This is a genomic window from Methylocystis sp. IM3, assembly GCF_038070105.1.
Taxonomy (GTDB): domain Bacteria; phylum Pseudomonadota; class Alphaproteobacteria; order Rhizobiales; family Beijerinckiaceae; genus Methylocystis.
Window position 1 is genome coordinate 2523895 of sequence record NZ_JBBPBZ010000002.1, and the last position, 14409, is coordinate 2538303.

The window sequence follows — 14409 nt, forward strand, 5'->3', positions numbered from 1 at the left end:
TATGAATTGGCTGTGCGATGCGATTTTTCTGCAACACCTTTACTGCCAAGCTTGTGCGTTTTTCGAGCCGAATTACAGTAGCTTTATTGCTAAGTTACAGGATCGAACCTTACCCGTTTGGGCGCCTCCGCTTAGACCTTTTGGGGCGGAATTATGTCCCGTCTTAGCCGAAAGGGCGCCTATTCACTTACGCACATGGCGCGTATGTGTTTGGGTGAAGCTTCGAAAGCTTCTCAAAAATCAGGAGAGTTCCATGAAGAAGCTCATTATCGTTCCCGCCATTCTTGCCCTGTCCGCCAACTTTGCCTTCGCCATCGACCTCAGCCAGGCGCTGAAGCTGAACCAGTCCATCGGCGACACCTCGAAGGGCGGCTTCGCGCTGAACAAGGCGTTCGTCGTCCAGGCTCAGGTTCCGGTCAATGCCGGCAAGTCTTCCGACCTGTCGCAGAAGGCCGACATCAGCCAGTCGATCGGCAACACCAGCAAGGGCGGCGAAGCCATCAACAAGGCGACCGTGATCCAGGCCCAGGTTCCGCTGAGCTTCGGCTCGCACTGAGCATAGACGGGCTGAATAGCTCGGAGTGAATGGATCGTGGCCGTTATCGGCCACGATCCCTCGTCGGAGGGAATTGCGTCCCTGCCCGTCGCGCCGCGAAGGTCGACGGAATAAGCGGAGCGGGAAAATGAAATATTGGATTATTCCGGTTCTTTTGTGCGCCAGCGCAGCCCAGGCGCACGCAGATGGTTTGCTTGGCCTTGGCACGTCTCCTGGCCTCATCGGCGTCAAAATCAACAATCCGCTGGTGAGCGCCACCGCCGGAGTGCAGCTCGGCCAGCATAATACCCTTGACTCACAGCAGCACAGTGTCGTCAACTTTGTTGGCGTCCAGCAGGTGGCGATCGGCAAAGCAGGCAGCTCGCTGAGCAATGATGCGACGGTCGGTCAATATGGCCCCCAAAGCTACACGGGCCTTGGCCAACACATCGAGTCTCTGCCCCCCTTCCCGTCTTTCGGTCATCCTTGATCGGGCGTCAAAAAATGGGCCCGCTGACGTGAAGCTCCGCGCCACACTGCTAATAGTGATCCTGATCAGCATGAAGCAGCACACCTTCGCGAATGAGATCAACGTCGTCAGCGAGTCCAACAACTCGCGCAGCTCCGTTACGGTCATCCAGACGAGCCCGGGGGATGGCAAAACCGAAACCCAAATCGAGTCGGGCCCTGGACGTGTGGTCGTCAAGCAGCAGGGGAGAAATAGCAGCGCGGTAATCATTCAACGCACGCGCTCCCAGGAAACTGAGAAGTAGCAAAAACGCCGAGCGCCGTAGAACTTCAGAAGTTTCCTGCCCTCATTGTGCTCCTGCCGACTTTTCTTCGAAATCTACCTCCCAGGCTGCTGCGTAGAGCGCAGCCATACCCGTTAATTCGCGCCAGCCCGATCGAAAGTGCTCAGCCTCGTGTTTCATGAACATGAAACGCGGGCTGCGGCAGTGTGGAATTTGTCGGACGCCTGCCCCGTCTCAATGCAGGATTGTCTGATATTTTTTCTGATTGCGCGGCGCAGCTAACACATTTCTAGCGGGCGACACCAGCATGAACCCGCGCGGCAATCCCTTCCGGGCCGAGGGAGCGAGCACGGTCGGATTTATTGTTTGTCCAGAAGCAATTGTTGTAAATCCATCCGTCTGCAGAAGTACGTTCGCCGGAAACGCGGCCTGATACTGCGGAGAAACTGCCGGCGGCTCCAAGGGCGAAGATGCCTGCTTGATTGTGGCCTGTGCAGGCGTACGAAGTAACGGGGATAAAACCTGACCGCACGCAATGTCATAGCTGAACGACAAACCGCATGACAACAGGATAACCACGCGCCACCGAATTTGAACACTGCTGGTCATGACCAGCTTTCCTTCTGAGAGAAGTTAGGCCAGATGCGGCCTTCCCGCGGAAAGCGACGCTTACGTATAAAACGCTATCGACCCTAGTTTAGTTCCTTGGCTAGCAAAACAAATCCACTGACCCGCCGCCACCCTTCAAAATACAGATTTCCCGTGGGAAAGGATAAATTTTTAAGTTCCTGGGAAATCCTTATTTGAAACTCCTCCACCTATTCTCCACGCACACGCGGGGAATAGCATGACAAAGGCGCTGACAAGAACCGGGGAAAATGGGGAAAAGGATCTCGCGCCTTCGTCTCAATCTCACATGATCGCCATCATCGATCCCCGGACGCTCATCCGGGAGTGTCTGGCTCTGAGCCTCCAGGAAAAACTCGCGCTGCCGATCGCGACCTATCCGGATATCACGAGCTGGAGTGCGGCCCAGGAACGTTTTTCAGCCTGCGCGTTGGTTCTCCTCTGGATGGAAGGCGAGAACGCCGCAAGATGCTACGACGCCCTCCGAGAGCTTTCTTCCAGCCGACACGCATGTCTCCCCGTCATTATCCTCTGCGACAACCCCAGCATGCAAAGCGTTGTCGATGCGCTGCGTCACGGCGCCAAGGGGTTCATCCCCACCGGGATGGCGCTGGAAGTCGCTTCCGAAGCAATCGGGCTGGTGCTCGCTGGAGGCTGCTTCGTCCCGGCGCATATCCTGGATTTGGGTGAAACAGACGATGCCGATGTCAGCGCGCAGAGTGTCGCACCGAAGGATTTCACTACTCGGGAAAACCAAATCGTGGCAGCACTGCTAAAAGGCAAATCCAATAAGGTGATCGCCTATGATATCGGCTTGGCCGAAAGCAGCGTAAAATATCACATTCGCAGCGTCTTGCGTAAGCTTCATGCGCGCAACCGCACTGAGGCGGTCACCAAGTTATCTGAAATTATTACCATCTCTCTCTCGAAATAACTGACGGCATGCCCTGAGTCCGATGTTTGCATCGTCCGGCTCTTGGAAATAGCGCTCTGAATAATCCTCTTTCAAAGCGCCTCCCGACCAGCCCTTCACCGGCGCTGCGACATCACTGCCATGCAGGCGTAGCGCCCCCTCCCGAGACCAAGCTTAACCTTCACAATATAACTAGAGCTACACCGTAAGCCGGCCTACTGTGGCCTGGAAAACACGACTGGATGGAATGTTTACGAAAGAGGTGAATCAGGTTTGCTTTTATAGCATCAATCTGTAACGATTAATCAGAAGTCATTGTACATCTGCGGATAAGTAAGGATGGGTTTTCGAACAATGAGAAAGACGCTTCTCTCCGCCACGGTTTTCGCGCTGACAGCCGCATCTGCGCTTGCCGCCGACCTGCCCTCCCGAAAGGCCCCGCCGGTTCTTCCGCCGCCCCCGCCGCCGCCCCCGACATGGACCGGCTTTTACGTCGGCCTTAACGCCGGCGGCACGTGGGCCAACAGCAACAATCAGACCATTGCTGTTTCCCCTCTTGGCGCCGGTCCGTTCTGGGCGCTGCCTTCCGCTTTCATTTTTGATCAGGGCAACTACCTCGCCGCTTTCAGCACGGCCGCGTCCGCCGGAGGCTTCAACTCCGGTAACAACGGCGGCTTCATCGGCGGCGGTCAGATTGGCTACAACTGGCAGTTTTACAATAACTTCGTTGTTGGCATGGAAGCCGACTTCCAGGGTGTGGCTGCGAGCAGCGCCTCCCGGAGCGTCGTCACCAACGTCGCCGTTCCTGGCCTGCTTGGCCCCCTTGTTGGCGATTCCTTCTCCGGCCTCACCAGCGTGCGCGGGAGCCTCAATTACCTCGGAACCGTGCGTGGCCGCATTGGCTGGGCCGTTATTCCCACGCTGCTCGTCTACGGCACTGGCGGCTTCGCCTATGGCGGGGTGACGCTGAACACACTCACGGCCGTGTCATCGACTGGCCCCACTCCCCTCAGCCCGGCTAACCTCTTCACAGGGCCTGGCGTGGGCGGCGTAAACATCTCGACGGTTGCGACCGGCTGGACGGCCGGCGGCGGGCTTGAGTGGATGTTCTTGCCGAACTGGTCAGCCAAGGTCGAGTATCTGTATTATGACCTTGGCTCCGTTTCGGACGACTTCACGATGAGCTCCGTCAACCCTGCTTCGCTCCTTCCGGACCCCGCCATCTTCGGCGGTCAGGTGCGAGCCCGTCTCAATGGCAATGTCGTCCGGGCCGGAGTGAATTATCACTTCAACTGGGGCGCCCCTGCGCCGATCGTCGCCAAATACTGAATTGTAGCGATACGCCCAGCTGGGCGTATGTTTTGAGATCGTGGCCAAAGGCCACGATCCTCAACGAATTACAGCGTTATGCGTCTTCTCTGTGCCAAACGTGTGGAGTTGTAGAAATGAGATACTGGCTGGTTCCCATTCTCGTCTGCGCCGGAAGCGCTCCGTCTCATGCGCTTGACTTGATCTACAACTACAGCACCCCCTTCGTGTCGGTTACCACCGGCGTGCAGACGGGGCAGAATAATACGCTAACCACTCAGCAGAATGGTCCGGTTAACATCTATGTTGTTCAACAACTCGCTCTGGGCAAACCGAGTGACAAGCTGAGCAATGATGCGACGGTCTATCAGGCGGGGAAGGTAGATATTGTAAATCTGGGCCAGCACATCATGACCTCACCGGTTAAGCCGCTGGCGCCGCTTTCGTTCTCGCAACCATGATCCATGTGGGTCAGGGGCGTGATAACGATGCGGTTGATTAAATTTCTGCACGATGAACGCTCCTTTGTCCCGCACGAGGTTGCTCGACACGATCCTGCAGACAGTCATGGCGAGTAAGCGTCTGATCTCCAACGGTCGAGATGCTTCCTTCCCATCAGCTTCCCATAACTTTCCGCGCCTCATCCTGGTTGGCAAAGCCGCTTCGACAGGGCAAGCTAGCCTCTCGGCACAATCCGCCGATGGATGGGGAGGGGCAATGAGGCGCAGGATTACGGGAGCGATTCTAGCGGCGATGGCGGCTAGCGTGGGCTACGGCGGCGCACGGGCGCAGACCATCGATCTCGCCGCCTCGAAGGTTATCGACCTCAGCCACCCCTACGACGCCAATACTGTTTACTGGCCGACGGAACCCACTGGCTTCCAGCTCAAGCAAGAGCACAAGGGTCTGACCAAAGGCGGCTTTTTCTACTATTCGAACACATTCTGCTCACCCGAGCATGGCGGCACACATATAGACGCGCCGATGCATTTCGCTGAGAATCATTGGACGAATGCCGAGATTCCGCTCGACAGGCTCATACGTCCCGCCGTTGTAATCGACATTTCGGAAAAGGCGTCGAAGAACAGAGACTATGCGCTGAGCCCTGCCGATGTGCAGGAGTGGGAAAAAAACAACGGTCGCATCCCGGACGGAGCGATCGTCCTGCTCCGAACAGGCTGGAGCGCACGCTGGCCGCACCGCAAGGCCTATCTCGGCGATGACACACCCGGAGTGGCCACGAACCTCCATTTTCCCGCCTTCGGACCCGAGGCCGCGACGCTCCTCGTCAGCGACCGTCATGTTTCGATGATTGGACTCGATACAGCGAGCATCGATATCGGTCCCTCACAGGATTTCATGGTTCACCGCATTGTCAGCGCTGCCAATGTCCCCGGGCTCGAGAATCTCGCAAATCTCGACCAGCTGCCGGCGACAGGCGCGGTCGTCATGGCCATGCCAATGAAGATCGCACAAGGTTCTGGCGCGCCGGCGCGGGTCATCGCCTTTGCGCCTCGCTAGAGTCTCTTCCTTCACTTCTCTCGAAAATTCTCGATCAATACGTGTATCGGATGCCGATCGACGGAAACGTCTCCGCTAAATGGATGATCGTAGGACAGGATCTCGAATAGTCCGAGTAAAATGATGAAGGAGATAGCCCCATCATCACAGACTGAGCGCGGAGATTTTCCATGCCGAAGAAGTAAGTGAAGCCTATTGTCACGAGCGCTCCACAGAGCAGCATGATCCAAAGCGCGGGCGGAACGGCACCCGTTGCAAGATGAAGACGACCGCGCCGGGCCTCTGTGATGGCTCCGAGCTCCTTCATGGGTTCCACGTCGATCGCCGGCCGCTTGTCGGCCACGAATCGAACGCAAGCGACATAGAGAGCTTCCAGAGCCCTGGTCGCATCCGAGCTTTCTCCGCCTCGCGCCATCCGCAGCCATTCGTCATCTACGACGCTGGAGAGATATTGCTGTAACGCGGCGCGTGTCGCGACGGCGTCTGCCTCTCCCCCACTCGCAAGACGAAAACGAGTGTGCCGCTCCTGATTCCTCTAACACACGCAATTCCGCCTCGTTGAATTTCTCCCAGACTGACACAATCGCAAAGGCAAGGATCACCGCGTAAATCACTCCGATGGTCGCAAATTTGAAGCCGGCAATATCGCTGTTCTTCGACAGGACGGAGAGCGTGAAGCGCTGCGAACGAGGAAGGGGCCCATCATTGCAAGGGCTGTCGGCGCTAAAATGGTAACAAACGCCCCGAGCCAGAGCGGGAGGGAACATAAGGATAGCAACGCGCCTCTCCATATGGTTTCGCGAGGGTATAAGAATCGCTCAGGGACCAGAGACCGGGCCCAAAAGACGAAGGCCCTAAAATCTTTCACGGATAATTAACGTATTCACGATTACCTAAACAATCGCATGAGCGTTCGCTCGGGATTCCAATTATTAGCCCTGCGCAAGAGACTCGAGGCGCCCGATGAATCTCCTGGAATTTGGCAAACCGCGTGGCCCGAATGATCTCGTCGCTCCCCAAGTCACGAAGGGGCCGGGATCCATCAAATCCTATGATAGCCTGGCTGGTTCTGCGTTGCTTCGGCGGGCAGGCAAAGCCGCTGGGGCGAAAGCGCCCCTGCGCGGCGATCAGGCGTCGAATCTCATCGCATCGCGCCGAAAGGAAGCACCGCTCGACCAGCTTGGGCGCGAGCTTTCCAATTACTATGAGTTCTTGCTGAGCCAGCCGATTCCCGAGCGTCTTGTTGCGCTTGTTGAAGCATTGGACGCTCGTCCGGGCCGCTAAGGCATCGCAGCAACAATGTCTTGACCGTGTCGCAACCCCGTTCGCGGCGCTCGCACGCACGACGAAGCGAGAGAGGATATTCGTCGTTTAGGCTCACGAAGCTGCAAACAGCCACCTCATCGCTCCGCCTTAGGGCTGATGCATGAGACCAAAAGTGCGCGCCACGAAAGGCCCGTCCGGCAGAAGCTTAGCCTGATCGAGAAGCCCCTCTGGGCCGAGTGATCCAGCCCCCCCCCGTGGCTGCCTGCAGCGTTTGCGCTGAATTATCCAAATCCCCACGAACCACAAGGATTTAATATGTTGCAAGGTCGCAACATGCGGACCAGAACATTGTTCAAGACGCGATGCTTTCTTGGCAGGACACCAAAATAGAAGGTAACGTAAGACCGTTACAATAGAGACATTTCACAGGCCCATCATAGGAACTTGAAGATAGCTTTTCAGTCCAACGCCTACTGTTTGAACACGTGAAAATTACACTACAGAGGCGTAGGCCCAAAGGGGGATTAGATGATCGCAGAGGCTCAGGAACAGATTCGCCTGAACGAGGTAGGCAGCCTTGAACTGACGATGACGGCGACTACCCCCTCCGTCGTCATCGTAGAGGCGAGATCCCTCATCCGGGAATGCATCGCGCTTAGCCTGCAGAAGAAACTGGCTCTGCCAGTTCTCGCTTATCCGACCGTGCAGAGTTGGACACAGGACCCCGCGGGCTCTTCCGCCTGCATCGTGATTCTCAGTGGAATAGACAGAGAAATCGAGATCACGGGGTCTGATATTTCGCACGACGCGGAGCAAAAACCCGTTCCGCTCGTCATCCTCTCAGACAATTTCAACCTGGACCAGATGAGCCACGTCATTCGCAATGGGGCGAAAGGATATATCCCAAGCAACACCCCTCTAGAGGTGGCGGCTCAAGCCATAAGGTTGGTTTTGTCTGGCGGCGTCTTCCTCCCAGCACAGGCCGCCAAGGAAATGTGGCAAAGCGCTCGCGCCGATCCGACCCGAAAAGACGCGAAACTGGATTTCACCGCCCGCGAAAACGAAGTGGTGAAAGCCTTGTTGAAGGGAAAATCCAACAAAGTAATCGCACATGAACTTGGCATGAGCGCAAGCAGCGTGAAGGTGCATATCCGTAACGTCATGCGCAAGCTGCAGGTTCGCAATCGCACTGAAGCGGTGGTCAAAATTGCTGACATCATCGCCCGGCCTGAGCGACAGTAAAAAGGGCACAGCTTTCGCTAAGTCGGAGACGGCCCTTTTTTCAGATGGTTAGTTGGCAGCCCACGCAAACGAAACAAAGCTCTTGAAGCTAAACTATGCCAATGAAACTCGTTTACATCTTATGAGATAGCTCCCAGTTACGACATGATTTCGGCGAGCTTCAGGACTGCCTCGGTGCGGGTGTGCACGTTGAGCTTCCTCATTACATTGCTGACATGCACCTTCACGCTGCTCGCGCTCAAGCCGAGCTCATGGGCTATAACCTTATTGGACATTCCTTTTAACAGCGCTTTTACCACCTCATTCTCACGTGCGGTGAAATTCGGCCCGCGCTGAGCTCGCGCCAATTCCGGCGAATTACTCTCCCACATCTCCAAGGCTGCATCGGCTGGTATGAAAACGCCACCCACAAGGACAAGCTTGATCGCTCGCGCCACAATTTCTAGCGGCGTATCGCTCGGAATATAGCCTTTCGCTCCGCTGCGAAGAATATTGGCGACATTGTTCGGGCTCGTCTTGTTTGAAAAGACGATGACCGGGACCTCGAGGTCATCGGTGAACAGGTCGGACAATACGAATGATTCTTTCGCATCAATATTGCCAAGCAATATGGCGCCGACCGGAACTGTCTGTCGGGCCTGCTCCCAGTTATCGATATCTGGAAACGTCAGCACGGGATGCCCCAGCTTTTCACGCAGGCACAAGGCCAAACAATCGCGAATGAAGGCCCTCGTTTCGATTATGACGATGGTCGGAAGGAGGACCTCGACGGTCGAATCGGCGGGAAGGGTTTCGCCGAAGTAATCACCTCGAATTTGTCTGGCCACGGAATCCTCTCGGAATCGCCTGAAATGATTGACCTGAAACTAAACGAGACGATCACGCCATTCACTTTGTCAGAATGTCGCAGAATCTTGGTTCCCTCGCGCGTCCTGAGCAACGCACTCGAACTCTCACCGCGACGCTCCCAGTTAGAGGTCGATTCCCCAGGGCCAGTCGAACGGAGATCTCTCGTCCTCGGAGAGCCTCTTTGGTGCGACGCTGGAACGCCTCTGTTTGGCGTTTTGGAAACCGCCTTGCTGAGATGTGACCTTGATCTCTCCCCTGGGAAGCACGAACCGAGCGGCAGGCGCAAGCACAACCGGGTTTATCACTTGTTGCGCGGAAGCGACACCGGCATACAACGCGCCACAAGCTAAGCAGAAAACTCCTATCCGCATCGGCTGCCCCACATCCTGACTGCAAGGCGTCCGCAATAGCACGACAGCTCCATAGAAACCAGAGCCTCAGCCTCTGCTGCCGTCTCTCGCCGCGCTCAAGCATCAGCGTAGCCGTTCGTCGGCGGGCCCAGCCGTGCTCGCCAACTGACGAAACAGCTCCTCCAAAGCCCCAGCAGGGCCGGTCCACCGGCGTCCGCTCGTCGTGCCCTACCCGCTCATGTTCCGCAAAATGCCCTTCAATCGTTCGACAATCGTCGTCGGTTCTCTCCGACTTTGACGACGACGACGCCTTTTTTCACTCGGCTGACGATGCGGCGAAGGAGCAAGCTGCTCCCACTTATTAGAAGGTCTGTCATCCAGCCTTTTGTTCGAAATTTCCGGAGGAAGCGGGGGCGGCGTCGAATGCCCCTGATCCAATAGACCGGCGTGTCCGAGATCCAGGATGTCGCCATGTGCTGCTTGAGATTGAATGAGTTTATACATCAGAAAGAATAGCAAGGCGCCAATTGGACCACCGATATATGCCTGAGGTCCATTGCCGAGCAGTTGCGCGGCAATGTCTACGCCGAAAAGAACCGTGATGAAGGCTCCGACATAAAACAGCATGACTGCGCCAGATTAAACGTAACTTCGCTTGTTAATCCCAAGGCCAAAAGGGTCCCTCGCCATCTGCGATGGGAGGCCTGGGGGGAGCGGGCCTCACACGTCGCAGTTTCCCCGATCGGGGTGCGCCCCGCATCACGCCATGCGGAACCGCGCGCTGTGGAGGCTCACTGACCACCTCTCCCCTGGGCAAGGCCTGGCGCGCCGCAGGAGCCAGAACATTCGGGTTTATCTCCTGCGCAAGAGCGCCCGCCACGCAGCTCGTGAAAATCAGACAAACAACCAAAATCCGCATGAGCCCGCCAGTCTTGAGGTTTCCTACGCAAGGGATAGCACAGGCTGTAGAGATAAACTACAGCCGCAGTCGCAAGCCCCTCTCTCCAGAGCAGGCGAGCAGCGGCGCCATCAACCTCCGCCGCTATTCACGGGCGTGTAAAGAAACGGCCGGCGAAACATGCCGCCCATGTGATGCGTATTGTGGCAACGTAGCGCGATCGTATTGTCGCCTGCGTTCAGTTCGTTAATGAGCGGCACGTCCCACTCGAAGCGGTAATCGTTCACCCACCATGGCTCGACCTGCTGACGTTTCGCAACCTCTGCGCCATTGATGAAAAGCTCACATGCGTTGAACAGGCCGGGAAAAAGGATATGCGGATTGGCGACGGCCTGCCGTGCAGAAAGACGAATCTGAGTACGGTACCAGATGTCGCCCGTGAAGCTCTGTTGGTCAGGATGCCGTATCCCTTGCGCCTGCACATAAAGGTCGGTTCGGATCATCTCCCACTCGGTCGGAGGGTAATCTTTCAACTTTTCCAGGTCATAGTCCTGACGATGCGCGCGCCAATATGACAGATCGACAGGGTCGCTCAGAAACCCGCGGTCCTTGCCTGTTCGATCTGGGTCCCGGTGGAAGCTCCACTCCAAAGGTAACGGCGCAAGAAGGCGCCCTTTTTCGCCATTCGTCCAGGAAAGCAATTCCTGATAATGCTGGACCTCACCGCTCCAAAATGCAGTTCCCGATTCGAGCCGGGAGGCAGTGAACGCCTTGTTCATTTCCGTGAGCGCATCCCGCGCCCGAAGCCCCTCCTGACCTGCAGCAACGGCCTTCTGGAAGTCTAAATCGCTCGCGGCGGCTTTCACCATCTCCGCATATTTCCTCATTGTCTCGTATCCAAGACGAACGAAACGCAGCCGCTCTACATAAAGCTCTCCGTTTTTGGAGAGGGGCTGTTTCTGGACCGCTTTCTCCGCTTCTTGAAGAAAGGGGCCAAGGCGCTCTACAAGCTCCGGCGTGTAGATCGCGGGAGCAACAAAATACTCGTGTTCGGTGACGATGGTTTTTTCCCAGGCGTCGAAAATCTCGGACCAGTAAGCCCGCATCGGCTCCCGCGCCGGCCCGAAAAATCGCGCGTAGAAATCTTCAAGCAATTCGTGAACGTCGGCGTCCGGATTCCACATCAGCCGCGCACGCAAGTAAAGATTGGTGAACGTGGTCGCGAGAGCCATCCGGCTTTCCGTTGCTATTCCGAGCACGCCCGCGTCGCGATACGCCTTTACATCCTCCTCAAACGCCTGATGGCTTGGGTTTGGAAGATCCCGCCAGACGAGCATCGATTGGTCATAATCATAAATTGTCAGACGACCATGCGTTATATCGGCCCATTTTTTAAGTATGCCGAGATATTCCTGCTTTGGAGGAGAGCGTGGGTCTTGTACGGAATGGATCGGATCGATGTCGATCGGCGCCAGCATTCCATATAGCGCCGGCTCCAGCATGATAGTGCGTACTGGAGGCAGGAACATATTCGAATAAGCGAGAAATCCGATCTTTGATCGGCTTTCGGGATGGCTCTCACGGAGGCGCCGGGCGACGCCATTGAGAAGCGCGAGCATGGCGTCGCTGACGGAAGGCCGAAGAGAATACTTGTCCCATTGCAGCTTGTTGAGTTCGGCGTCGCTCGCGGCCGTAGCGGTATACAGCCCGTCCTCCATGCTGAGGGAGAAGTCTTTGCCAGCCGCGTACAGCTTCTCGGTCGCCTTTGCGACATGGTCGGCTGTATTGGAATCAGTCAGGGGAATCTCGAAGACGCTCTTTCCAAGTCCTGCTGTGTACTGGCCGAGAGCGTGGCCCGCAGGCGGCACGTTTGCGTTGTTGTCCACCATCATATTGCGAAGCTGGAAGTCCGTTACTCCGCTGGATTCTCCCAACCACGACACCCAGAAGGAACGCAACTCGAAGGGAGGCGCGTAGAAGACTTTCAGATTGTCGACTACGAGCCTTGTTTCCTGCGGCACGCATTCCCCAAACTGTCCGGGCATGAACCACCGGACCCCCCAGGCGCGCAGGAGCTCGGCGACAGCGAAGTAATGGCTTTCATCATTGGCGCCGGCGAGAAATATTTTATTGCCATCCCTTAGCATTCCGATCCCATCCGCCCTGATATGAGGATCGGATTTGACGACGGCCGCGAGCTTCGCCTTGAAAGATGCGTTGTTTTCCACGGCTGCCTGTCCAACGATCAGTAATGGACGTGCGCTCGCAAGAGCCTTCTCGATCGACTCGGGCGTATTGACGATCGGCAAGGCGACGCCCGTCATCAGCGCGATGTATTTCTGCAAATCGTTAACGGCCTGGGATTCGAAGCGCCCGGCTTTTGGCGAGGCGATGATCGCGGTGGCGCTCTTCCCGCCATCGACGATATTCAGCGGCTGAGAGCCGCGCAATCCAGCCGTCGCCCCAAGCGCCTCATGCGTCGGACCGCCTGTGATCGCAAGAGCGGTGATGAATAGAAGCGCAATGATCCGCCCAATCGGCATGGGAAATTCTCCTGAAAGCGAACGATCTGGCAAAGGTGAAATACGGACGCCTCCGCTGCGGGCGTCTCTCCGGCTCCGTTGCATCCGTCTGTCTAAACGTGAAAAATAGGAAGGCCTCCTAAAGTGTAGATTTTGAGGCGTCTGATTATCTGAGAGACTGCGTCAGCGGCGATTGATCGGAGTCTTAGCTGAGACTGAGCACGGCGCGATCCGGGGGAGGAGAATGAGAAACATCAAGGCCGCGATGCTCGCGGCGGCAATAACGTCTGCGGCGAACGCAGGCGAGATTTCGTGCAACTCGATCAGTGGCGAACTCAACCGCTGCGCTCTGCCGGACGCCAACAAAATGAAGGTGAAACTCAAGCTAGACCGTGAAGGCGCCTGCCAAAAGGGCGATACCTGGGGCGTCGACAGCGAGGGGGTTTGGGTCGACATGGGGTGCCGGGCGGTTTTTACCTACAAGGACCCCCATGCCCGCCCTTGGTGGCGGAGCTTGCTGGCGAAGCCGGGTCGATGACAGGCCGGCGCGCCGGCTCGGGACTGGGACCGAAATTCTTCGAGCCGGTTCGCCTACTTTACTGCGCGAACGCCATAACCTGCGATCGGCGCTCCCTTCACAAAAAGCGACAGACCCACCTTGGCGGCATTTTCCCCCACCACGATCAGGTCTCCAGGAGCGACCTCCGGATCCTCAGCCTGGCCACCGCGGATTGCCCCGAGATCGTAGGAGATCTTTCTCCGGGAGCCATCCACGAGCCTGAAGACCGTCACACTGTCGGATGCGGCATCGCGGTCCACGCCCCCCGCCTTGGCGATCGCCTGTTCGAGTGTGTCCCGCCCACGCAACGGAAAGACCCCGGGATTCGCCACCGCGCCTTCGACTGTCACACGTTGGCTGTTGAATTCCTTCACGATTACGTTCACCTGCGGAGAACGCATATATCCCGCGTCGAGGCGCCTCTGGATGTCGCGTTCCAGTTCGGCTGTGCTCTTGCCAGCTGCCGGCACTCCCCCAAGCAATGGCAGGTTGATGACGCCATCTTCAGAGACGGGGACGGATTTCGAAAGGTCCGGAGCCTTGAAAACATTGATTTCGAGGACATCCATGGGCCCGATCAGATAACTCGGGCCAGCTCTTGTCGAGGCGGCGTATTTGTTTTCCACTCTCGCGGCGGCGGCCTCCGGCTGCTCGGGCGCGGCCATGGTCGCTCCGTCGCCTGGCACCCCGTTGCAGCCTCCCAAACCCGATATGAAAACGCCTGAAAGCACGATGGCCCCCACGGCTTTGGCAAGCTGCGCGAAAAGCGGCATTTTCAAACCACCGATCTGAACCAACGAACCATCAGGCAATACTCCTCATACCGGAAATTTGAAAGCGACAGCTTGAGAGGAGCCTCTGCGTCGCCGCGCCCTGGCCTTGGCAACGGCTTTTGATTCGTTTGGTTTTTTTGATTTCAATGGCGCGCCCGAAAGGATTCGAACCTCTGACCCCCAGATTCGTAGTCTGGTGCTCTATCCAGCTGAGCTACGGGCGCCCGCCGCTGCGCTGAAGGGGCCCGCTTGGGGCCGCTGCGCTGCGGATGGCCACCGTTTAGCGACAAGCGA

General features: G+C 56.9%; 16 protein-coding genes, 1 tRNA gene and 1 pseudogene. 10 read left to right on the forward strand and 8 right to left on the reverse strand.

What is annotated here, in order from left to right; translation table 11 throughout:
* Positions 1–253 precede the first annotated feature (253 nt).
* The 3 genes from WOC76_RS14300 (at position 254) to WOC76_RS14310 (ending at position 1308) form a co-directional block, all read left to right on the forward strand.
* Entirely contained in the window at positions 254–556 is a 303-nt protein-coding gene (locus tag WOC76_RS14300) for a hypothetical protein (protein ID WP_341105958.1), read from the forward strand.
* Positions 557–683: 127 nt separating this feature from the next.
* Positions 684–1025: a hypothetical protein gene (locus tag WOC76_RS14305; RefSeq protein ID WP_341105956.1), complete on the forward strand. Its 342-nt coding sequence runs from the start codon at positions 684–686 to the stop codon at positions 1023–1025.
* A gap of 28 nt (positions 1026–1053) precedes the next feature.
* Entirely contained in the window at positions 1054–1308 is a 255-nt protein-coding gene (locus WOC76_RS14310; protein WP_341105954.1) for a hypothetical protein, read from the forward strand.
* A gap of 213 nt (positions 1309–1521) precedes the next feature.
* Here WOC76_RS14310 and WOC76_RS14315 read toward each other — a convergent pair whose 3' ends face one another.
* Complete coding sequence (locus tag WOC76_RS14315) at positions 1522–1896, reverse strand: hypothetical protein (RefSeq protein ID WP_341388779.1); 375 nt, start codon at positions 1894–1896, stop codon at positions 1522–1524.
* Positions 1897–2134: 238 nt separating this feature from the next.
* Between WOC76_RS14315 and WOC76_RS14320 the strand changes: the two genes are divergently transcribed.
* From WOC76_RS14320 to WOC76_RS14335, 4 genes are all read left to right on the forward strand, one after another.
* On the forward strand, positions 2135–2848 hold the full coding sequence (locus tag WOC76_RS14320) for a LuxR C-terminal-related transcriptional regulator (protein WP_341105950.1): 714 nt from the start codon (positions 2135–2137) through the stop codon (positions 2846–2848).
* A 333-nt stretch (positions 2849–3181) separates the two neighbouring features.
* Complete coding sequence (locus WOC76_RS14325) at positions 3182–4156, forward strand: outer membrane protein (RefSeq protein WP_341105949.1); 975 nt, start codon at positions 3182–3184, stop codon at positions 4154–4156.
* A 116-nt stretch (positions 4157–4272) separates the two neighbouring features.
* On the forward strand, positions 4273–4596 hold the full coding sequence (locus WOC76_RS14330) for a hypothetical protein (protein ID WP_341105947.1): 324 nt from the start codon (positions 4273–4275) through the stop codon (positions 4594–4596).
* 256 nt (positions 4597–4852) lie between these two features.
* Positions 4853–5656: a cyclase family protein gene (locus WOC76_RS14335; RefSeq protein ID WP_341431462.1), complete on the forward strand. Its 804-nt coding sequence runs from the start codon at positions 4853–4855 to the stop codon at positions 5654–5656.
* A 34-nt stretch (positions 5657–5690) separates the two neighbouring features.
* Here WOC76_RS14335 and WOC76_RS24350 read toward each other — a convergent pair.
* Both WOC76_RS24350 and WOC76_RS24355 read right to left on the reverse strand, forming a co-directional pair.
* Positions 5691–6146 (reverse strand): annotated as a pseudogene (locus WOC76_RS24350) (bestrophin-like domain); the annotation flags it as partial.
* Positions 6085–6447 carry a bestrophin-like domain gene (locus WOC76_RS24355; protein ID WP_445928468.1) on the reverse strand — a complete coding sequence of 121 codons (363 nt, stop codon included), beginning with the start codon at positions 6445–6447 and terminating at the stop codon, positions 6085–6087. The pseudogene WOC76_RS24350 and the gene WOC76_RS24355, both read right to left, overlap by 62 nt.
* 172 nt (positions 6448–6619) lie before the next feature.
* On the opposite strand from WOC76_RS24355, the gene WOC76_RS14340 reads away from it, so the two are divergent.
* Positions 6620–6940 carry a NepR family anti-sigma factor gene (locus tag WOC76_RS14340; protein WP_341105943.1) on the forward strand — a complete coding sequence of 107 codons (321 nt, stop codon included), beginning with the start codon at positions 6620–6622 and terminating at the stop codon, positions 6938–6940.
* Positions 6941–7450: 510 nt separating this feature from the next.
* Positions 7451–8164: a LuxR C-terminal-related transcriptional regulator gene (locus WOC76_RS14345; protein WP_341105941.1), complete on the forward strand. Its 714-nt coding sequence runs from the start codon at positions 7451–7453 to the stop codon at positions 8162–8164.
* Positions 8165–8301: 137 nt separating this feature from the next.
* On the opposite strand, the gene WOC76_RS14350 is transcribed toward WOC76_RS14345, so the two are convergent.
* The 3 genes from WOC76_RS14350 to WOC76_RS14360 form a co-directional block, all read right to left on the reverse strand.
* On the reverse strand, positions 8302–8991 hold the full coding sequence (locus WOC76_RS14350; RefSeq protein WP_341105940.1) for a response regulator transcription factor: 690 nt from the start codon (positions 8989–8991) through the stop codon (positions 8302–8304).
* A 600-nt stretch (positions 8992–9591) separates the two neighbouring features.
* Positions 9592–9990 carry a hypothetical protein gene (locus tag WOC76_RS14355; protein ID WP_341105938.1) on the reverse strand — a complete coding sequence of 133 codons (399 nt, stop codon included), beginning with the start codon at positions 9988–9990 and terminating at the stop codon, positions 9592–9594.
* 402 nt (positions 9991–10392) lie between these two features.
* Entirely contained in the window at positions 10393–12804 is a 2412-nt protein-coding gene (locus WOC76_RS14360; protein ID WP_341431463.1) for a DUF4838 domain-containing protein, read from the reverse strand.
* 223 nt (positions 12805–13027) lie between these two features.
* Between WOC76_RS14360 and WOC76_RS14365 the strand changes: the two genes are divergently transcribed.
* Positions 13028–13321 (forward strand): DUF3011 domain-containing protein, encoded by a 294-nt coding sequence (locus WOC76_RS14365; RefSeq protein WP_341105933.1) that lies wholly within the window; start codon positions 13028–13030, stop codon positions 13319–13321.
* A 53-nt stretch (positions 13322–13374) separates the two neighbouring features.
* Here WOC76_RS14365 and WOC76_RS14370 read toward each other — a convergent pair whose 3' ends face one another.
* Positions 13375–14139 carry a polysaccharide biosynthesis/export family protein gene (locus tag WOC76_RS14370; protein ID WP_341105931.1) on the reverse strand — a complete coding sequence of 255 codons (765 nt, stop codon included), beginning with the start codon at positions 14137–14139 and terminating at the stop codon, positions 13375–13377.
* A gap of 123 nt (positions 14140–14262) precedes the next feature.
* Positions 14263–14339, reverse strand: a tRNA-Arg gene (locus tag WOC76_RS14375).
* Positions 14340–14409: the final 70 nt, after the last annotated feature.

Bases quoted from the DNA above. Each gene is read 5' to 3' on its own strand.
- WOC76_RS14300 (WP_341105958.1), top strand. From the start codon at position 254: ATGAAGAAGCTCATTATCGTTCCCGCCATTCTTGCCCTGTCCGCCAAC.
- WOC76_RS14305 (WP_341105956.1), top strand. From the start codon at position 684: ATGAAATATTGGATTATTCCGGTTCTTTTGTGCGCCAGCGCAGCCCAG.
- WOC76_RS14315 (WP_341388779.1), bottom strand. From the start codon at position 1,896: ATGACCAGCAGTGTTCAAATTCGGTGGCGCGTGGTTATCCTGTTGTCA.
- WOC76_RS14320 (WP_341105950.1), top strand. From the start codon at position 2,135: ATGACAAAGGCGCTGACAAGAACCGGGGAAAATGGGGAAAAGGATCTC.
- WOC76_RS14325 (WP_341105949.1), top strand. From the start codon at position 3,182: ATGAGAAAGACGCTTCTCTCCGCCACGGTTTTCGCGCTGACAGCCGCA.
- WOC76_RS14330 (WP_341105947.1), top strand. From the start codon at position 4,273: ATGAGATACTGGCTGGTTCCCATTCTCGTCTGCGCCGGAAGCGCTCCG.
- WOC76_RS14335 (WP_341431462.1), top strand. From the start codon at position 4,853: ATGAGGCGCAGGATTACGGGAGCGATTCTAGCGGCGATGGCGGCTAGC.
- WOC76_RS24355 (WP_445928468.1), bottom strand. From the start codon at position 6,447: ATGGAGAGGCGCGTTGCTATCCTTATGTTCCCTCCCGCTCTGGCTCGG.
- WOC76_RS14340 (WP_341105943.1), top strand. From the start codon at position 6,620: ATGAATCTCCTGGAATTTGGCAAACCGCGTGGCCCGAATGATCTCGTC.
- WOC76_RS14345 (WP_341105941.1), top strand. From the start codon at position 7,451: ATGATCGCAGAGGCTCAGGAACAGATTCGCCTGAACGAGGTAGGCAGC.
- WOC76_RS14355 (WP_341105938.1), bottom strand. From the start codon at position 9,990: ATGCTGTTTTATGTCGGAGCCTTCATCACGGTTCTTTTCGGCGTAGAC.
- WOC76_RS14360 (WP_341431463.1), bottom strand. From the start codon at position 12,804: ATGCCGATTGGGCGGATCATTGCGCTTCTATTCATCACCGCTCTTGCG.
- WOC76_RS14365 (WP_341105933.1), top strand. From the start codon at position 13,028: ATGAGAAACATCAAGGCCGCGATGCTCGCGGCGGCAATAACGTCTGCG.